The sequence below is a fragment of the Stutzerimonas stutzeri genome (assembly GCF_038561965.1).
In the GTDB taxonomy this organism is placed as follows: domain Bacteria; phylum Pseudomonadota; class Gammaproteobacteria; order Pseudomonadales; family Pseudomonadaceae; genus Stutzerimonas; species Stutzerimonas stutzeri_AA.
Map to the genome: position 1 here is coordinate 197,419 of NZ_CP139348.1, position 18,525 is coordinate 215,943.

15 protein-coding genes are annotated in these 18,525 nt (G+C 62.8%); 10 read left to right on the forward strand and 5 right to left on the reverse strand.

Features of this window, described 5'->3' with window-relative positions:
* The first annotated feature begins 281 nt into the window (after positions 1-281).
* From SM130_RS00885 to SM130_RS00900, 4 genes are all read left to right on the forward strand, one after another.
* Positions 282-713, forward strand: a complete 432-nt coding sequence (locus SM130_RS00885; protein WP_102823964.1) for a PA2169 family four-helix-bundle protein — start codon at positions 282-284, stop codon at positions 711-713.
* A gap of 179 nt (positions 714-892) precedes the next feature.
* A complete protein-coding gene (locus tag SM130_RS00890; RefSeq protein ID WP_102823965.1) occupies positions 893-1,129 on the forward strand; it encodes a hypothetical protein in 237 nt (78 codons plus the stop codon).
* Positions 1,130-1,239: 110 nt separating this feature from the next.
* Positions 1,240-1,410 (forward strand): DUF1328 domain-containing protein, encoded by a 171-nt coding sequence (locus SM130_RS00895; protein WP_003282841.1) that lies wholly within the window; start codon positions 1,240-1,242, stop codon positions 1,408-1,410.
* Positions 1,411-1,810: 400 nt separating this feature from the next.
* Positions 1,811-3,040, forward strand: a complete 1,230-nt coding sequence (locus SM130_RS00900; protein WP_102823966.1) for a nucleoside recognition domain-containing protein — start codon at positions 1,811-1,813, stop codon at positions 3,038-3,040.
* A gap of 17 nt (positions 3,041-3,057) precedes the next feature.
* Here the strand turns inward: SM130_RS00900 and SM130_RS00905 are convergent, their stop codons facing one another.
* The 3 genes from SM130_RS00905 to SM130_RS00915 all read right to left on the reverse strand — a co-directional run bounded on the left by SM130_RS00905 (position 3,058) and on the right by SM130_RS00915 (position 6,945).
* Positions 3,058-3,180: a hypothetical protein gene (locus SM130_RS00905; RefSeq protein WP_342369084.1), complete on the reverse strand. Its 123-nt coding sequence runs from the start codon at positions 3,178-3,180 to the stop codon at positions 3,058-3,060.
* Between the two features lie 125 nt (positions 3,181-3,305).
* Positions 3,306-5,858, reverse strand: coding sequence for a TRAP transporter permease (locus SM130_RS00910; protein ID WP_102823967.1), 2,553 nt, complete (start codon positions 5,856-5,858; stop codon positions 3,306-3,308).
* A gap of 121 nt (positions 5,859-5,979) precedes the next feature.
* Positions 5,980-6,945, reverse strand: a complete 966-nt coding sequence (locus SM130_RS00915) for a TAXI family TRAP transporter solute-binding subunit (RefSeq protein WP_102823968.1) — start codon at positions 6,943-6,945, stop codon at positions 5,980-5,982.
* Positions 6,946-7,535: 590 nt separating this feature from the next.
* Between SM130_RS00915 and SM130_RS00920 the strand changes: the two genes are divergently transcribed.
* The 3 genes from SM130_RS00920 (at position 7,536) to SM130_RS00930 (ending at position 13,477) form a co-directional block, all read left to right on the forward strand.
* Positions 7,536-9,122: a methyl-accepting chemotaxis protein gene (locus SM130_RS00920; RefSeq protein ID WP_102823969.1), complete on the forward strand. Its 1,587-nt coding sequence runs from the start codon at positions 7,536-7,538 to the stop codon at positions 9,120-9,122.
* A 300-nt stretch (positions 9,123-9,422) separates the two neighbouring features.
* Entirely contained in the window at positions 9,423-11,351 is a 1,929-nt protein-coding gene (locus tag SM130_RS00925) for a sensor domain-containing diguanylate cyclase (protein WP_102823970.1), read from the forward strand.
* Between the two features lie 209 nt (positions 11,352-11,560).
* Positions 11,561-13,477, forward strand: coding sequence for a sensor domain-containing diguanylate cyclase (locus SM130_RS00930; protein WP_256044881.1), 1,917 nt, complete (start codon positions 11,561-11,563; stop codon positions 13,475-13,477).
* Positions 13,478-13,486: 9 nt separating this feature from the next.
* Here the strand turns inward: SM130_RS00930 and SM130_RS00935 are convergent, their stop codons facing one another.
* Together SM130_RS00935 and SM130_RS00940 are read right to left on the reverse strand one after the other, a co-directional pair.
* Positions 13,487-14,887 carry a sensor histidine kinase gene (locus SM130_RS00935; RefSeq protein ID WP_102823971.1) on the reverse strand — a complete coding sequence of 467 codons (1,401 nt, stop codon included), beginning with the start codon at positions 14,885-14,887 and terminating at the stop codon, positions 13,487-13,489.
* The gene (locus SM130_RS00940) at positions 14,880-15,551 is read right to left on the reverse strand and encodes a response regulator (protein WP_102823972.1); all 672 of its coding nucleotides are present in this window, start codon (positions 15,549-15,551) and stop codon (positions 14,880-14,882) included. The genes SM130_RS00935 and SM130_RS00940 overlap by 8 nt, the downstream gene beginning before the upstream one ends.
* 182 nt (positions 15,552-15,733) lie before the next feature.
* On the opposite strand from SM130_RS00940, the gene SM130_RS00945 reads away from it, so the two are divergent.
* From SM130_RS00945 to SM130_RS00955, 3 genes are all read left to right on the forward strand, one after another.
* Positions 15,734-16,996: an OprD family porin gene (locus SM130_RS00945; protein ID WP_102823973.1), complete on the forward strand. Its 1,263-nt coding sequence runs from the start codon at positions 15,734-15,736 to the stop codon at positions 16,994-16,996.
* Positions 16,997-17,029: 33 nt separating this feature from the next.
* A complete protein-coding gene (locus SM130_RS00950; RefSeq protein WP_102823974.1) occupies positions 17,030-18,004 on the forward strand; it encodes a Bug family tripartite tricarboxylate transporter substrate binding protein in 975 nt (324 codons plus the stop codon).
* 76 nt (positions 18,005-18,080) lie between these two features.
* Positions 18,081-18,524, forward strand: a complete 444-nt coding sequence (locus SM130_RS00955) for a tripartite tricarboxylate transporter TctB family protein (RefSeq protein WP_102823975.1) — start codon at positions 18,081-18,083, stop codon at positions 18,522-18,524.
* Position 18,525: the final 1 nt, after the last annotated feature.

Genomic DNA, 18,525 nt, shown 5'->3' on the forward strand with positions numbered 1-18,525 from the left:
CAGTCGCTGAAAGATTCGATTATGGCGTGTCGGGCGTGTGGCTGCGCCGTTGCGTTGCTGGCGAGTGCTTTAGTCTATGAAAAGTCTTGCAAGTTGCACGGTGCAGACAGCCCTTTCCTGCATGCTGCATTCCATCATCCTTGATGCGCTTCCCCAAGTGGCTGATTTAGCAGGATGCAGCGTTTCAGGCCTGCTGGCATGCGGCTTGCGACCGGATGTCGAAGGGGCTGATTCCCGCCAAACGGGAACGGCCGCATTCGTCGATCCCTGCAGGAGGTGCCATGAACCGGTCCATGAACCAGCTCAACGAGCTAATCGAGATCACCCGCGACGGGCAGCGTTTCTACCAGCATGCCGCCGAGGAAGTAAAGGACGTGGAGCTGCAGCACCTGTTCCGCGATCTGGCCCAGGCGAAAACCCAAATCATCCAGGCGCTTAGCGTAAAGGTTGCGGCCAGCCACGAGCAGCCGGCACAGGGCGGGACGCTGACGGGTCGTATGCGCGAACTCTATGCCGATACCAAGTCGCGGATTGGCGATCACGACACGGCCTATGTCGACCAACTGGAGCAGACCGAAGCCCACATATTGCGCGCCTTCGAGGACGCGGTGGGCGATGCTGAGCCGGACGTACGGGCATTGCTGGCTATCGAGCTGCCGAAATTGCGGACGTGTCACGAACGGATGCACCAGCTCAAAGAGGCGCGTCACTGACTGTCGTGCAAAACGCCCGGGCTGTTGGAGGCTCTCATGCAAATTGAGTTGAAGCCGCTCCGGGCGCAACGATTAACTTATTGATTTTTAAAGATTTTACCTTGGTGCACAGCCTGGCACGCCGCCTGCAATAACTCAGTCAACGAAACGATGTTCGCCACGCTTAGAAGGAGTTGAGGATGAATCGCCAAGCCTGCTTTTCAATGGCCAGCAAGGGTTTCCTCTCTGCTGCGGTTGTCATGCTGATCATGGGCTCCGAGCGCCCGATGTCGCAACCGCTCAGCCAGGCGCAACAGAATTCCGCGGAACGAATCGGCATGTACGACGCTCAACCTATTGAGCTCATGCGGACCGGCCAAGCGCCGCAAACCATCGATTATCGCCAAGCGCCTGCCGAGCAGCGCTGGGTGTTCTGAGCAACGAAGGGGACGTGCAAGCGAGCCAGCAAGGATGCGTAACAACATCGATGCAGATCGGGCTGATCTGATCCGCTGAGAACCGTTCCTGAACCGAGAGGAGTCACACCATGCTGAGTTGGGCTATTACCTTCCTGATCATCGCCATCATCGCCGCGGTACTTGGCTTCGGTGGTATCGCAGGCACTGCAACGGGCATCGCCAAGATCCTGTTCGTGGTCTTCCTGGTGCTGTTCGTGGCATCGCTGATCTTCGGCCGCGGTCGCGGACCGCGAGTCTGATGCATTGATAGCCGCCCGCAAGGGCGGCTGCATTCTGGAGTGGCAGCGGCATAGGAAGCCATATTCGCCGGGTCATGTTCGGCTATCGAAGATGATCCAGAGCGGCAACGAGCTTGAGGCTCGTTGCGCTCACCCCTCAGCGGGGGGAACCAGGGGGTCGGGTTGTTCTGCGTGCGGAGTGACCTAGGGGTACATGGAGTACCTCCTTCATCGGACCAGGTTCTGTATGGCTGCGGCCGGGGGTGGCGTTTTCCACCCCCGGCATGCAGCAACAAATAACGCGCAACACCATCTCCCTTCCCAAGACATTCAAGTTGTTCTTCCGACTGCCGCTGATCGGCGGGTGACCCCTGCGGTCAGGCACCGCTATCATCGCGTCCAGCTTTGATGGGAGAACGACATGCTCAACGGCCTCTGGCTGGGCTTTTTTCTGATCGCCGCGGTTGCCGCCTTGGGGCGCTGGCTGATAGGTGGCGATCCTGCCGTGTTCGCCGCGCTGGTCGAAAGCCTGTTTGCCATGGCGAAACTGGCCGTAGAAGTGATGATTGTGCTGTTTGGCACCTTAACGCTATGGCTGGGTTTTCTGCGCATCGCCGAAAAGGCCGGGTTGATCGATCTGCTGGCGCGCCTGCTTGGGCCATTGTTTCGTCGGCTGATGCCGGAAGTGCCGGCGGGCCATCCGGCGCTGGGGCTGATCACGCTGAATTTCGCTGCCAACGGCCTGGGGCTGGACAATGCCGCCACGCCGATCGGACTCAAGGCGATGCGCGCATTGCAGGAACTCAACCCATTGCCAAGCGTGGCCAGCAATGCGCAGATCCTGTTTCTGGTGCTCAATACCTCCTCGCTGACCCTGTTGCCCGTGTCGATCTTCATGTATCGCGTGCAGCAGGGCGCGGACGATCCGACCCTGGTGTTTCTGCCGATTCTGCTGGCCACCAGTGCCTCATCGCTGGCGGGCCTGCTGGCCGTCGCGCTGATGCAGCGGTTGCGTTTATGGGACCCGGTGGTGCTGGCCTACTTCATTCCCGGTGCGCTGCTGCTTGGCGGTTTCATGGCGTTGCTGGCCGGGCTATCGGCGACCGCCCTGGCCTCGCTGTCGTCGTTGCTCGGCAACCTGACCCTGTTCGGCCTGATCATCGCCTTCCTGGTGGTCGGCGCGCTGCGCAAGGTGCAGGTATACGAGGCGTTCGTCGAGGGGGCGAAGGAGGGCTTCGACGTTGCCAAAAGTCTTTTGCCCTATCTGATCGCCATGCTCTGCGCTATCGGCGCGCTGCGTGCATCCGGCGCGCTGGATCTCGGTCTTGAAGGCATCCGCTGGCTGGTCGAAGCGCTGGGTTGGGATACGCGCTTCGTCGACGCCTTGCCCACTGCGCTGGTCAAGCCGTTCTCCGGCAGTGCGGCACGGGCGATGCTGATCGAAACCATGCAAAGTCAGGGTGTGGATAGCTTCCCGGCGCTGGTGGCGGCGACGGTACAGGGCAGTACCGAAACCACCTTCTATGTGCTGGCGGTGTATTTCGGTGCAGTAGGCATCCAGCGGGCGCGGCATGCGGTGGGCTGCGCGCTGGTAGCGGATCTGGCCGGGATCATCGCGGCAATCAGCGTGTGCTACTGGTTCTTCGGCTGAACGAGCGGGCATCGAGATCAGTCGCGCAGCAGCCGGATCAGGGCGAGTCGGTAATCCTGCAACACTTCGCTGGCGTCGAGCTGACCGGCACCTGTCAGCGCCTCAACAGCGTTGCACCGGTTGGGCTGCCTGGTAGCCACCGGTGAACTCGCCTGATCGGGCGTAGCCCATCCGGCCCCAGCAGTACCAGAGCAGCTTCCAGATAAAGAAAACCCCGGCCACGCATCTGCATGGCCGGGGTCTTCAGGTGGCTAGTACCTGTGGATCAGCGCTGGCGGCGCCGTCGCTGCATCCAGACGATCAGCCCGAACAGCAGGAAGCCTGGGGCCCACATGAGTTCCTTCGGCCAGCGGTCGGTCGGTGCACGCACCGACAGAATCTGCTGATCGAACTCCAGGCCTGCTTCGGCGGCCGGGCTACCGAAGGCGACACTGTCGACCAGCAGCTTGCCGTTGTCTTCGTAAGTCAGCAGACCGATCTTCTCCAGCTTCTGCTCGCCGGAAGCGCCGTCCGGAATTGCCAGCAACAGCACGAACTCGCGTGGATCGCCCACTGCGTCCTCGCCGAGTACGCGCAGGCGCAGCTGGCTGTCTTGGTCGACCCTGCCCAGGGCCTCGACCAGCTCCGCAGGCGGAATCTCCCGATAGGGATCGTGGATGATGTCCATCCAGAATCCTGGGCGGAACAGCGTGAAGGCGACCAGCAACAGCAGCAGGCTCTCGTACCAGCGGCTACGCACCAGGAAGTAGCCCTGGGTGCCGGCCGCGAACACCAGCATGGCGATCGTCGCCACGATGAAGATCAGTACACCGTGCCAAAAGTCCACGCCGATCAGCAGCAGGTCAGTGTTGAAGATGAACAGGAACGGCAGCGCCGCGGTGCGCAGACTGTAATAGAACGCCGTCACCCCGGTTCTGATCGGATCGCCCTTGGAAACCGCCGCCGCGGCGAACGAGGCCAGGCCTACCGGCGGTGTGACGTCAGCCATGATGCCGAAGTAGAAGACGAACAGGTGCACCGCGATCAGCGGCACGATCAGGCCGTTCTGCTGCCCCAGCGAGACGATCACCGGCGCCAGCAGGCTGGACACCACGATGTAGTTGGCGGTGGTCGGCAGGCCCATGCCGAGGATCAGGCTGAGGAACGCGGTGAGCAGCAGCATCAACAGCAGGTTGCCCATCGACAGCAACTCGACCAGATCGGCCAGGACCAGCCCGACACCGGTCTGCGACACGGCGCCGACGATGATGCCGGCCGCCGCGGTGGCGATCCCGATGCCGATCATGTTGCGTGCACCGGCAATCAGGCCTTCACGCAGGTCGACTATGCCGTCCATGAATGTGCCGTCGCGATGGCTGCGGTCATGGCGCATCCACGATAGCAGGGGACGCTGAGTCAGCAGGATGATGACCAGCATCACCGAACCCCAGAACGCCGAGAGGCCCGGTGACAGGCGCTCGATCATCAGGCACCAGACCAGCACCACCACCGGCAGCAGGAAGTGCAGGCCGGAAAGCAGCACCGGGCGAGTTTCCGGCAGCTTTTCCAGCGGCGCATTTGGGTCTTCATGGGGCAGTGGTGGGTTGCTCGCCGCGATCTTCAGCAGGCCTAGGTATACCAGCGCCAGCAAAAAGCCGATCACCCATAGCGCGGAACCGCCGAGCAGCGGCTTCAGCCAGCCGAGGCCGTAATAGACACCCAGCGACAAGCCGGAAATCAGCGCGGCGCCGAAGGCGAAACCGATCAGCCGTTGCATCCACGGCTTGGCCACATTGGCCCGCGGCAGCGCCTCCAGGCCTAGCTTGAGCGACTCAAGATGGACGATATAGATCAGCGCGATGTAGGAAATCAGTGCCGGCAGGAAGGCATGCTTGATCACTTCCACATAGGGAATGCCCACGTACTCGACCATCAGGAACGCCGCTGCACCCATCACTGGCGGCATGATCTGGCCGTTGACCGAGGAGGCCACTTCGACCGCGCCGGCCTTCTCCGCCGAGAAGCCGGTGCGCTTCATCATCGGAATGGTGAATGTACCGGTGGTCACGACGTTGGCGATGGACGAGCCGGAGATCAGGCCGGTCATACCGGAGGCAACGACCGCTGCCTTGGCCGGGCCGCCACGGAAATGTCCGAGCATGCTGAAGGCCAGCTGGATGAAATAGTGGCCAGCGCCAGCACGCTCGAGCAGGGCACCGAACAGTACGAAGAGGAAGACGAAGCTGGTGGAGACGCCCAGCGCAATGCCGAATACGCCTTCGGTGGTGATCCACTGGTGGTTGGCCAGTGCAGTAAAGCTCACCCCGCGGTGGGCCAGCAGGCCGGGCATCCAGGGGCCGGCGACGCTGTAGACGAGAAACACCAGGGCGATGATTGCCAGTGGCGGGCCGAGGGCGCGGCGGGTGGCTTCCAGCAGCAGGGGGATACCGATGCAGGCGGTAACCAGATCCATGGTGGTCAGGTTGCCGGGGCGCTGCGCCAGCTGTGAATAGGCGATGAACAGATAGGCTGCAGTGGCCGCGGCAACCAGCCCCAGGGCGATATCAACCAGCGGAACGCGATCGCGCGGCGAGCGTTTGAACGCAGGGTAGGCGAGGAATGCCAGCAACAGCGCGAAAGCCAGGTGAATCGAGCGGGTCTCGGTGTCGTTCAGTACGCCGAAGCCGAGGACGAACGGCAGCGGCGAGGCGATCCACAGCTGGAACAGCGACCAAAGCAGCGCAAGCCCGGCAATTACCGCTGCCATCGGCCCGGCGGGCAGGCGCGCACCGACATCCTGGGCGATCAGTTCCTCGGTGGACAGTTGTTTGTCTTGCATGAAATGAGGCCTGTTTTTTCAGGTAACGGAACCGCGAAAACCCGTGGCCATACGGCGCACGGGTTTTCAGCGAGGCATCGCAACGATCAGGGCTGCCTCCGCGAGGCAGCCCTGGCGAGCCTTACAACCAGCCGCGTTCCTTGTAGTAACGCTCGGCGCCTTCATGCAGTGGCGCGCTCAGGCCGACTTCGATCATCTCTTCCGGCTTGAGATCCTTGAACGCCGGATGCAGACGCTGGAAGCGCTCGATGTTTTCGAACACCGACTTGACCAGCTGGTAGACCACTTCGGCATCGACCTTGGAAGTCGTGGACAGAACGGCCTTGCCACCGATGGACTGGGTCGCCTGGTCGTTGCCCTTGTACAGGCCGCCCGGGATTTCAGCTTTGGTGTAGTAGCTCTTCTCTTCCAGCAGCTTATCGATCTCGGCGCCCGTGATCGGTACCAGCACCGCGTCGGTGGTGGTTGTCGCTTCCTGGATCGCGCCATTGGGGTGACCGACGAAGTAGGTCATGGCATCGATGTTGTTGTCGCCCAGAGCGCTGGCCTGTTCGGCCGGCTTCAGCTCGGCGGCCAGGGAGAAGACCGATTTGTCCCAGCCTTTGACGGCCATGATTTCTTCGAGGGTGTCGCGCTGGCCGGAACCTGGGTTGCCGATGTTGACGCGCTTACCTTTGAGGTCGTCGAGGCCCTTGATGTTGGCGCTGCGGCGGGCGAGTACGGTGAAGACCTCGCTCTGCAGGGAGAACACCGCACGGATGTCGTCCATCTTTCCTTCTTTCTCGAAGGGGGTGACGCCTTCCATTGCCTTGTACTGGTGGTCGGACTGCATGATGCCGAAATTGAATTCGCCACTGCGCAGGCCATTGACGTTGGCCACGCCGCCGCCGCTAGCCGGGGCGTTGCACTTGATGTTTTCCGCATTGCGATTGACGAAGCGGCAGATCGATTGTCCGGCAACGTAATAAACGCCGGTCTGGCCGCCTGTGCCGATGGTAACGAACTTCTCTTGCGCCTGTGCCACTGCGCTCAGGCCGGTTCCCGCCAGAGCAGCGGTAAAGATCCATGCCAAGGATTTGCCTTTCATGGATGCACTCCTTTTTGGTTGTTTTCGGATTCCCGGCATCCCTTGTGAGTTTGCGCGGAACTTGAGTCTAGCAGGCAGCCGCGTCGGTAACAGCCCAGTGGCGATCCAGGCTCGCGTCGCGCCCCTTGCTAGGACCGGGCTGGTGAAGAAGGGTTGCGCATCGCCACGTATCTTTTTCTGTACATTACCTGTACATATAGTAATATCTGTACAAGATTGATGGCCGCTAGCCGCCGCACGGTTAAAGTCCGACTAACGGCGTAGGACTTCAGTCGAATTGCATGGCGCTTTCGGTGATATCAATATGGCATCAGCCTCCAGGCGAGGAAGCATGCTGATCGGACAGGACCATCGGGCTCTGTCGACTGAAGCGCCACAGGGACCATCCGGATGGATGGGTCAGTGCTGGCGCTTTTTTCTGTGCCCGTTCCCGCGATACAAAAACGATACAACGACCCGTTGGGCCGTCCGAAAGCAGGAAGCGATCACCGCAGGGTGAACTGGCAGGAGCGCGAGGGCATCGCTGGATGCCCCGACCGAGACGTGCATGGCGGAACAGACGACGTTTTGCCTTGTTTACGAGAGCCACCATGCGCACGAATCTGCCGGTCACTGGCCGCGACGTTTCCATCAGCGATACCGCCAACATCCTCTCCACCACGGATCTCAGCGGTGACATCACCTATGTGAATCCGGACTTCATCAAGATCAGCGGCTTCGAAGAAAGCGAGCTGATCGGCCAGCATCACAACATTGTCCGCCACCCTGACATGCCCACCGAAGCGTTTGCCGACTTGTGGGGCAGCGTGCGGGCAGGCAGGTCCTGGATGGGCATGGTGAAGAACCGTTGCAAGAACGGCGACCACTACTGGGTCAGCGCATTCGTGACGCCGATCAGCCGTAACGGAAAGGTCGTCGAATACCAGTCGGTACGCACCAAGCCGCAGCAGGCGCAGGTCACCGCAGCCGAACAGTTGTACGCACAGCTGCGCGATAAGCGACCCCCGGCGTCGCTGCGCCGTACACCCATCAGCGCCCGTAGCCGCGTGGCCTTTTCAGCCGCCTTGGGTGCCGCCGCATGTGTGATCGCCGGCTCCCTGTTGGGCGGTCTCGGTCACCTGGCCGCACTGGCCATCGCTGCAGGGGCTGCGCTGGGCTCGAGTGCATTGGTCTATATGGCGCTGGCGCCGCTGCAGCGCCTTGCCGAGCAGGCCCGCCAGTTAGGCGACAATCCGGTGGGCCAGCTGATCTATGCCGGCCGGCGCGACGAGTACGGCCAGATCGCTTTCGCCATGAAGATGCTGGAAACCGAAGCTGGCGCCATGGTTGGTCGGATAGGCGACGCGTCTCGCCAGCTCAGCCAACATGCGCAAGAACTGCTTGGGGCGATGGAAAGCAGCGCGCAAAGCGCATCTCGCCAGCAGGTTGAGACGGATCAGGTCGCCACGGCGATCAACCAGATGGCGGCCAGTGTGCAGGAAGTGGCGAGCAACGCTCAGCGCACCGCGGAAGCAGCCAGCCGTGCAGACAGCGAGGCGGCCACCGGCACGGAAGTGGTCAATCGCACTGGTGCCGCCATCGGCCAACTGGCGCTGGATATTCAGCAGGCAGGTGACGTGATCCATGAGCTGGAAGCGCACAGTAAAGACATCACCAAAGTACTCGACGTGATCCGCGGGATTGCCGAGCAGACCAATCTGCTCGCATTGAACGCCGCCATCGAGGCGGCGCGGGCAGGGGAGCAGGGTCGGGGGTTCGCGGTGGTGGCCGACGAAGTACGTAGCCTGGCTTCGCGCACTCAGCAATCGACGCAGGAGATCAACAGCATGATCGGCGCGCTGCAAGGCGGCGCGCGCCAGGCGGTCGAGGTTATGCAGCGCAGCCGCGAGCAGGCCATGCAGAGCGTCGAGCAGGCGGCCCAGGCAGCACGCTCGCTGCAGGGCATCAACAGCCGGGTCAACGAGATCAGCGACATGAGCCAGCAGATCGCCGCAGCCGTCGAGCAGCAGAGCGCCGTCAGCGAGAACATCAATCAGAACATCGTGAGCATTCGTGGCGGTTCTGATCGGCACGTCGAGAGCGGCTTGCGCAGCCGCCAGAGCGCATCAGGTGTCGCTGATCTGGCCAACAGCATGGAAATGCTGGTGCAGCAGTTCTGGACACGCAGGCGCAGTTGAAATGACCGGAGTGATCCAATCTGGCGCGCTGCCATAGGCGCCGACCGCAGCCCTCGCCTGCACCAGCGGGCTTGTTACGGCAACTCATCGCAGGCAGCGCCATCGGGGTTGCCCATTGCCGACGGAATGCTTGGCCTGGTGCAGCAATTCTGGGCGAGGAAACGGGCCTGACTGTGCAGTCTGTCTGCCCGTGCGGGACAGCGTGATGGCAAGGTGGCATTATGCGCGCACCGGTGCTTAATTAATGGCGCCGGTTCGCTGGCACTGTGCCAGCCGCTGCAGCGCCTCCGAGGCACCCGCATGATTCGCTCCTTTTTCCTACTGTTGATTGTCTGCCTGTCTGCGCTGTCCTGGGTCGCCAATGTTTCGGCTGCATCTCCGGTGCTGCAAACGCGCGCTGAGTCGCCGTTGCACGTCGGCACTGTGGAATATGTGCTCGGCAAACCCGCGGCGGACTTCGCCGAGATCGCATCGGCAGACCTGCCCTGGCAGCCGCTGACCAAGCCCAATCTCGGCAAGCAGCCTGACGGTGCCTGGTTGCGCGTCAGGCTGGACAACCACGGGGGCGAGGCCAAACGCTGGTACCTGTTGCTTAAATGGCCGGTGCTAGACCGCGTCGCGGTACGCCTGCATTACCCGGACACCGAGCGCTGGGGGCCGTCCATGCTGGCTGGCGATGCCGTGGCGATCAGCAGCCGGCCGCTGGCGGACCATCACTTCGTTTTCCCGCTCGAGCTGCCGCCGGGTGAACGTGCAGTGGTTTATCTGCAGGTGCAGGCCAGAGAAACGCTGGCGTTGCCGCTGGAGCTGCTCAATGAGACGCAACTGATCGAGGGCAAGATCCGCGACGTCACCTGGGTCAGCCTGTTCTTCGGCGGCATCCTGGTAATCGTCCTGTACAACTGCAGCCTGCTGATCTTTACCCGCGACCGCAGCTACTTTCTCTACGTGCTCTACCTGCTGAGCGCAGTGTTCTACGTGCTGACCATCACCGGTTTCGGCCAGCTCTATCTCTGGCCGGAAATTCCCGAACTGTCGGTGCGCTTCTATGGCCTTTCCGCGGCGCTGTGCTTCTTCACGCCGATGCTCTTCGCCATGCGCTTCCTCGGCATACGGCGCTACGGCGGTTGGGTCTGGACGGTTTCCATGACCCTGACGGCCTATTGGGGCTGTGCAATTCTCACGCTCCTGCTGGCGCCAACGCTGGCGCGCTTCCTGTTCATGGATACCGTTGCGTTGGTGCATTGCGTGGTGACCATGGCGGTGACGCTCAATCTATGGATGCGCGGCAATCCGTCCGCCCGGCTGTTCAGCATCGCCTGGAGCACCTTGCTGGGTTTCACCGTCATCAACCTGCTGGCGCTCAACGGCACGTTACCGCTCAACGCCTGGACCCTGAACGGCCAGCTTATCGGCATGTTCACCGAGTTCGTCCTGCTTTCCATGGCGTTGGCCGAGCGCATCAATGTCGAGCGAAATCGCCGTATAGCCGCACAGCAACTGGCGTTGCAGACATCGGAGTCGCTTGCCGAGGAGCGCGCGTTGCATCTGCAGGCCAAGCATGAGGCCCTGGAGCTGCAGCTGCGTACCAACGAGGCGCTGGAAGCGCGAGTTTATGAGCGTACCCGGGCACTGGAGGATGCCCGTCAGGGGCTGGAAGCGGCTAATGCCGAGCTGATGCGCCTGAGCACCACCGACTCGCTAACCCAACTGGCCAACCGTCGGCGCTTCGATCAGCTGCTCGACGAGGAGATCCGACGCGCGCGGCGCAGCGGTAGTCCGCTGTCGCTGTTGCTGGCCGATATCGATCACTTCAAGCGCGTTAACGACAGTTACGGGCATCCCTTCGGTGACGAGTGCCTGCGGCAGGTTGCGGCAGTGCTGGCCGCGCATTGCCAGCGTGCCGGCGATCTGGCGGCGCGCTATGGCGGCGAGGAGTTCGTCGTGTTGCTGCCGGGCCTCGAGGCGCAGCAAGCCGTTGCCCTGGCGGAGTCGATCCGCTGCGATATCGCACGACTTCGGCTGCACCATGGCGACCAGCCGGTGGCGCTCACCATCAGCCTAGGCGTTGCCGCGCTGACACCCTCGCGCAGCTCACCGGATGACTTGCTGGCGGCGGCAGATGCAGCGCTCTATCAGGCCAAAAACGATGGTCGCAATCAGGTAGTGCAGGCCTCTGGCATCAACGTTACCGAGCACATTCAGGCCTTCTCCCCTTTACCGGAATGAGCCGCGCCAGCAGCTGGCCGGAGTGCACTTAATCTGTGCGCCTAGCCGGCAATGCGTGCTTGAGCTAGTTATAAAGGCCATGGCGGCGCGCTTTATATACATAAAGTTACATACAATGACCTGCTTGACGCTCTGTCCAGACGCTGGAGCGCGCGTCGTATCGCGACGTATGTTGACGCTCCGGCGCCGCTGCCGGCCATGAGAAATCGATGCCCTTCAATGCGCTGCTAATCCTGTGCTTCATGCTCCTGCTCGGTGCTACGCCGGGACGAGCTGCGGCCGAAAACGATGCGCTGATAGACAGTCGAAACGCCCCGGGGCTGCTAGTTGGCCAGCCGCAGTTTGCGCTTGGCCGACTCGACGCCAATTTTGACCAGGCGCGCATGGACTGGGGCTGGCAGCCAATGCGTGTGCCTAATCTTGGCCGACCGCCTGCAGGCGCATGGATGCGATTCTCAGTGCATAACCACCACGCAAGCACGACCAATTGGCATCTGGTGCTCAAGTGGCCAGTACTCGACCGGGTGACGGCGCGGGTCTACTACCCTCTGCAGAACCGATGGAGCGAGCCGATGGTCGCTGGCGATACGCTTCCAGTCAGCCAGCGGCCGGTGATTGATCATAATCTGGTGTTTCCGCTGAGCCTGCAGCCCGGCGAGCAGGCAATGGTCTATCTGCAATTGCAGGCCAGCGAACTGATGGTGCTGCCGATGGAGCTGGTCGACGAAGCAGGCTTTATCGAAGGCAAAGTCCTCGATACCGCACTGTTCAGCCTGTTCTTTGGCGGCATGATAGTTATCGTGCTGTATAACTTGAGTCTGATGCTGTTTACGCGTGATCTCAGTTATCTGCTGTACGTGTTCTACCTGCTCAGCGCGATGTTTTACATAGCGACCATGAGCGGCTTTGGCCAGCTGGTGTTGTGGCCCAGTGCACCGCCGTTCTCGGCGCGCTTCTACACGCTGTCAGCCACCCTGTGTTTCCTCACACCTCTTCTGTTCGTCGTGCGGTTTTTGCAGATTCGCCAGTACGGCGGCTGGGTCTGGCACATCACTCGGGTGTTGGGCTGTTACTGGGTCATGGTCTTGTTGGCAGTGCTGTTGGTTCCAACACAAGCGCACTGGCTTTTTATGGAATACGTCGCGCTGCCCTATTGCCTGATAAGCCTGGCTGTGACGCTTACGCTCTGGGCCCGTGGCAATGTTTCGGCGCGGTTGTTCAGCATTGCGTGGATAGCGCTGCTGGGGTTTACCGTCATCCACCTCCTGGCCCTATGGGGCTACATGCCGCTTAATCGGCTGACACTCCATGGGCAGCTGATAGGGATGTTCATCGAGTTTGTGCTGCTGTCCATGGCGCTCGCCGAACGAATCAACCTTGAGCGCAACCAGCGCATCGGTGCCCAGCAGTTAGCGCTGGAGACCTCGCGCAGCCTGGCCGCTGAGCGCGAGCAGCATCTCCAAGCCAAGCAGCAGGCGCTGCTAATTCAGCAGCGAGCCAACGAAGAACTGGAAACTCGGGTTGTGGCGCGTACGAGGGCACTCGAGGAGGTCCGCCACGGCTTGGAGTTGGCAAATGCTGAACTGCTTCGCTTGAGTTCCACCGACCCTCTGACACAGCTTGCCAATCGCCGGCAGTTCGATCAGCTACTCGAAGATGAAGTCCATCGTGGACGCCGTAGCGGCACGGCGGTGACCGTGCTACTGGGCGACATCGATTACTTCAAGCGCGTCAACGACACCTACGGCCACCCGTTTGGCGACGAATGTCTGCGCCGGGTCGCCGCGGTACTCAAGCAGCATTGCCAGCGAGCCGGCGATGTCGCGGCGCGTTATGGCGGTGAAGAGTTCGTCATCACGCTGCCGGCGACCAATGGCCCGCAGGCAGCACTGCTGGCCGAGCGGATGAGGCAGGACGTAGAAGACCTTGAGCTCGAATGCGATGGTCAGCGCGTCACCTTGACGATCAGCTTTGGCGTGGCGACGCTCGACCCGAGCGCTACGGTAACGCCGCTGGAACTGCTGAGCGCCGCTGACGATGCGCTCTATGAGGCCAAGCGACGCGGCCGTAACTGCATCGTTGAGGCCAGCAGTCTGCTTTCCGATGGCTCATTCCGATCCGCCTGAAACCAATATTCATTCCTCGGGCGGGATAAAGCTGACCCGCACCAGCAGACCGCCGAGTTCGCCTTGATCCAGGCTGATACTGGCGCGGTGGGCGCGGACGATTTCGCCGACGATGGCCAATCCCAGCCCGGCGCCATGCCCGCCGGTGTCGCGGCGGTAGAAACGGGCGAAGACGCGGTCATGCTCGGCGGCGGGAATGCCGGGGCCGTCGTCCTCGACCTCCAGCACGGCGCCGTCGAGCACCCGCAGCACCACGTTGCCGCCATTCAGCGTATGCGCCAGGGCGTTGTCCAGCAGGTTGCTCAGCAGCTCGCTGATCAGCGTCGGCTCGCCGTCGATCCACACCGGCGCCTCCGCTTCGAGGGCCAGGGCAACGCCACGCTTGTGTGCCAATGCCGCCATTGCCAGCCCGAGTTCGCGGGCCAGTTGCGACAGGTCCAGACGTTGCGCGCCGCCCTCGGCAATGGATTGCGCACCGCTTTCGATACGCGCCAGCGAGAGCAGCTGGTTGGCCAGATGGATGACCTTGTCGGTGCTCTGCCCGGCGTCTTCCAGCGTGCTGCGCCAGGTCGCCGGTTCCGCTTCGCGCAGGCCCAGTTCGATTCGTGCTTTCAGCGCTGCCAGCGGTGTGCGTAATTCGTGAGAAGCATCGGCGATAAAGCGTGCCTGGCGCTCGAACTGTCCGCGCAGACGCTCGGTGAACTGGTTGAGCGCGGCCACCAATGGCCTCAGTTCGCGTTGCACGTTGACCAGCGGCAGCGGCCGGAGATCGTCTGGCGCACGTTCCTGCACCGCCTCGCTAAGCCTGCCCAGCGGCCGCAACGCGGCGCTGACCGCCAGCCATACCAGCACCAGTGCGGCAATCGCCAGCAGGCCGACACGCCACAGCGTATCGGTAAGCAGGCCACGCGCCATGCGCTCGCGGGCGCCGAGGGTCTCGGCCACACGTATTTCGGCGATGCCGTTGACTTCGGGTTCGCTGACTGGCTGCAGCAGGCTGACCAGACGCACGCCCTGGCCCTGGAACTCGCCGTCGTAGAAGCGCGCCAGTGCCGGGTAATCATCGGTGCGCGGCGTGTCGGCGCTCGGTGCCGGCAGGTGCTCGTAGCCGCTGACCAGGCGCCCTTCGATATCCAGCACCTGATAGTAGATGCGCCCGGCACTGTCGTAGGCGAAGGTGTCCAGCGCCACGTAGGGGACGTTCGCACGTAGCGCGCCTTCATGGGTGACCAGACCATCGGCGATGGCCCTGGCCGAGGCGAGTAGCGTGCGGTCGTAGGCGGTGTCGGCAGCGGCGCGGCCGTTCCAGTAGGCACTCCAGCCACCGAACAGCAACAGCAACGCGAGCAGGACAGCCAGCCGGCGCAGCAGTCGGGCGCGCAGGCTGCCCGCGAGTGCCGGCTCAGCCATCGAGTGCCTCAAGCAGATAACCCAGACCGCGGAAGGTGACGATGCGCACCGGTTGGCCTTCGAGCTTTTTGCGCAGGCGGTGGATGTAGATTTCGATGGCATCGGCGCTGGCATCCTCGTCCAGGCCGAATACCTGGGCAGCCAGCTGGTCCTTGCTCATCACGCGGCCGGGGCGGGCAATCAGCGCCTCGAGCACGCCTTGCTCGCGGGAGGTCAGCGTCAGGGGTTCATCGGCCAGGGCGAAGCGCCGGGCATCCAGATCGTAGACCAGCACCCCGCAGCGCTGCTGTCGCTCGCCGCCACCGACGCTGCGCCGCAGCAGTGCCTTGACCCGCGCCTCCAGCTCGGACAGTTCGAACGGCTTGGCCAGGTAATCGTCGGCACCGAGATTGAGGCCGTGAACGCGGTCGCTGACTTCGCCGCGGGCGGTGAGCATCAGCACCGGCAGCGTCTTGCCGCGCTCGCGCAGACGAGCCAGCACCTGAAAGCCATCCAGCCGCGGCAGGCCCACATCCAGAATGGCTAATGCGTAATCCTCGCTGGCCAGCGCCAGATCGGCGGCGACGCCGTCCTGCAGCAGGTCGACGGTCCAACCGGCTGCACGCAATGCCTGCGCCACGCTCTCGGCCAGCTGGGGGTGGTCCTCGACCAGAAGAATTCGCATTGCCTGTCCTCTGCGTTTGCGGCGGAGCGCCAGTGTAGCGGCAGAACTTTAACGTCGCTGCTGGCTTTCACTGCTGAAAGGCTGGTGAAAGCTTGACGGCCTAGGATCGCTCGCAGGTGGCTCGAACCACCCCGCGCGGCGCACGTCGCCGTCACAACAAAAACAATAGTGGAGATACCCCGATGCTGACTGCTGTCAGACGCTCACCCGCTCCTGCACGTCTCGCTCTCGCCGTTGCCGCCGCCTCGCTTGCACCGCTGGCCCAGGCTGCCTTCATCGAAGACAGTAGCGCGACCCTGCAGACCCAGAACATCTACCTGAACCGTGATTTTCGCGAAGGCACCGGCCAATCCAAGCGTGAAGAGTGGACTCAGGGCTTCATCCTCGATGTGCAGTCCGGCTTCACCGAAGGCACGGTCGGCGTCGGCCTCGATGCCATGGGCATGCTTGGCATCAAGCTCGACTCCGGTGGCGGCCGCACCGGCACCGACCTCTTGCCGGTACACGACGACGGCAGCACGCCGGATGAGTTCAGCCGCCTGGGCCTGACTGCCAAGGCGAAAATCGCTGAAACCGAGTTGCGCTACGGCTCGCACATTTCCGAGATGCCGGTGGTCAAGGCCAGCGACAGCCGCACATTGCCGCAGGTGTTCGAAGGCGGCACAGCGACCTCCAAGGACATCGAAGGCCTGACGCTGATCGGCGGTCGCCTGGACAAGGTCATCGACCGCGCCTCGACCAACTCTCAGGACCTGCAGCTGAACAACAAGAATAGCCGCTTCGCCAGCGCCGCCGAGGCCGATCACCTGACCTTCGCTGGCGCCGAATACGTCTTCAACAAGAACCTCACCGGGCGTTATTACTTCGGCGAGCTGGATGACGTGTACCGCCAGCACTTCTTCGGCCTGCTGGCGGTCAAGCCGCTGACCGACAACTCCGCGCTGAGCGCCGATCTGCGTGTGATGTTCAGCGATGACACCGGCGCGGCGAATGCCGGCAAGATCGACAACCAGGCCTGGAACGGCATGCTCGGCTACAGCCTGGGCGGGCATAAGGTCAGCCTCGGCTACCAACAGATGCGCGGCGATACCGGCTATGCCTACCTCGATGGCAGCGATCCGTTCCTGGTCAACTTTGTGCAGATCAACGACTTCGCCAACGCCGACGAGCGCTCCTGGCAGGCCCGTTACGACTACAACTTTGCCGCCATGGGCATTCCCGGACTGACCTTCCTGACCCGTTACATCTCCGGCGACAACGCCGAGTACTCAGGCGGTAGCAACGGCAGCGAGTGGGAGCGCGACATCGAGCTGAAATACGTGGTGCAGAGCGGTCCGCTGAAGAACGTCGCGGTCCGCATGCGCAATGCGATGTTCCGCTCCGATTTCGCCCGTGATGCCGACGAGAACCGTCTGATCGTCAGCTACAGCCTGCCGATCTGGTAAACCCGGCCCACAATAAGAACAGAGGACCTACCCATGAAAACCAGAATCAGCCGTATCGCCCTGTTGTCGTCCTGCCTGCTGCTCTCGAGCCAGCTGCTGGCCGATCCCAAGCGCCCCGAATGCATCGCCCCGGCCAAGCCCGGTGGCGGTTTCGACCTGACCTGCAAGCTGGCGCAGAGCGGCCTGAAGGACAGCGGCCTGCTCAAGGCGCCGATGCGCGTCACCTACATGCCCGGCGGCGTCGGCGCGGTGGCCTACAACGCCGTGGTCGCCCAGCGTGCGGCGGATGCGGGCACCATCACCGCCTTCTCCAGCGGCTCGCTGCTCAACCTCGCCCAGGGCAAGTTCGGTCGTTATGACGAAACGGCCGTGCGCTGGCTGGCCGCGGTCGGCACCGACTATGGCGCCATCTCGGTGCGTGCCGATGCGCCTTACCAGAACCTCGACGAGCTGATCGCCGCGGTGAAGAAGGACCCGGGCAGCGTGGTATTCGGCGCTGGCGCCACCATCGGCGGCCAGGACTGGATGCAGACCGCACTGATCGCCCGCGCTGCTGGCGTCGACCCGCAGAAGCTGCGTTACGTCGCCTTCGAAGGCGGCGGCGAAACGCTCACCGCCATGCTCGGCGGTCACGTGCAGGTGACTTCCAGCGGCCTCGGCGAAGTCACCCCGCAGCTCGACGCCGGCAAGATCCGCATCCTCGCCGTGCTCTCCGACGAGCGCCTGCCCGGCAAGCTGAACGGCATCCCAACCGCCAGAGAGCAGGGCTACGACATCAGCTGGCCGGTGATCCGCGGCTTCTACATGGGCCCGGAAGTCTCCGATGATGACTTCAACTGGTGGAAGACCCAGTTCGACACCCTGCTCGGCGACGAGGACTTCGCCAAGCTGCGCGAACAACGCGACCTGTTTCCGCTGTCGATGACCGGCGATGAGCTGAAAGCCTTCGTCGAGAAGCAGGTGCAGGACTACAAGGCACTGGCCGGCGAGTTCGGTCTGGTCAAGTAACGCGAACCGGCCCGCGCCCGCGGGTCGTACGGCTGGCCCGGCATGCGCTGGGCCGTCGAACCTGAGGTATCCCGTCATGTACGTACGTGTCTTCGCCGCGGTGTGGCTGCTCGCCTGCGCCGGCCTCGCCCTGCTCGCATGGAGCTTCGAGGCACCCTTCGCCTACGACCCGGTCGGGCCGCGCGCCTATCCGCTGCTGCTGCTGTTTTTGATGTTCTGCGGCGCGCTGTGGTTGCTGATCAAGCCGCACGGCGAGCCGACGCCGGCGTTCGACCGCACAAAGGCCCAGCGGGCCGTGCTGTGCGTGCTGGTCCTGCTGGTCTACGCGCTGCTGTTCGAGATTCTCGGTTTCGTGATCAGCACCGCCTTGGCCGGTTTCGCCCTCGGCCTGCTGTTCAACGGTCGCCTGTGGCCCAGCCTGATCAGCGGTGCGCTGCTTGGTGTGCTGCTCTACGGGCTGTTCGATTACCTGCTGGACGTGCCGCTGCCGCTTGGCCTGCTGCGTCTGCTGGAGAGCTGAA

Bases quoted from the DNA above. Each gene is read 5' to 3' on its own strand.
- SM130_RS00885 (WP_102823964.1), top strand. From the start codon at position 282: ATGAACCGGTCCATGAACCAGCTCAACGAGCTAATCGAGATCACCCGC.
- SM130_RS00890 (WP_102823965.1), top strand. From the start codon at position 893: ATGAATCGCCAAGCCTGCTTTTCAATGGCCAGCAAGGGTTTCCTCTCT.
- SM130_RS00895 (WP_003282841.1), top strand. From the start codon at position 1,240: ATGCTGAGTTGGGCTATTACCTTCCTGATCATCGCCATCATCGCCGCG.
- SM130_RS00900 (WP_102823966.1), top strand. From the start codon at position 1,811: ATGCTCAACGGCCTCTGGCTGGGCTTTTTTCTGATCGCCGCGGTTGCC.
- SM130_RS00910 (WP_102823967.1), bottom strand. From the start codon at position 5,858: ATGCAAGACAAACAACTGTCCACCGAGGAACTGATCGCCCAGGATGTC.
- SM130_RS00915 (WP_102823968.1), bottom strand. From the start codon at position 6,945: ATGAAAGGCAAATCCTTGGCATGGATCTTTACCGCTGCTCTGGCGGGA.
- SM130_RS00920 (WP_102823969.1), top strand. From the start codon at position 7,536: ATGCGCACGAATCTGCCGGTCACTGGCCGCGACGTTTCCATCAGCGAT.
- SM130_RS00925 (WP_102823970.1), top strand. From the start codon at position 9,423: ATGATTCGCTCCTTTTTCCTACTGTTGATTGTCTGCCTGTCTGCGCTG.
- SM130_RS00930 (WP_256044881.1), top strand. From the start codon at position 11,561: ATGCCCTTCAATGCGCTGCTAATCCTGTGCTTCATGCTCCTGCTCGGT.
- SM130_RS00935 (WP_102823971.1), bottom strand. From the start codon at position 14,887: ATGGCTGAGCCGGCACTCGCGGGCAGCCTGCGCGCCCGACTGCTGCGC.
- SM130_RS00940 (WP_102823972.1), bottom strand. From the start codon at position 15,551: ATGCGAATTCTTCTGGTCGAGGACCACCCCCAGCTGGCCGAGAGCGTG.
- SM130_RS00945 (WP_102823973.1), top strand. From the start codon at position 15,734: ATGCTGACTGCTGTCAGACGCTCACCCGCTCCTGCACGTCTCGCTCTC.
- SM130_RS00950 (WP_102823974.1), top strand. From the start codon at position 17,030: ATGAAAACCAGAATCAGCCGTATCGCCCTGTTGTCGTCCTGCCTGCTG.
- SM130_RS00955 (WP_102823975.1), top strand. From the start codon at position 18,081: ATGTACGTACGTGTCTTCGCCGCGGTGTGGCTGCTCGCCTGCGCCGGC.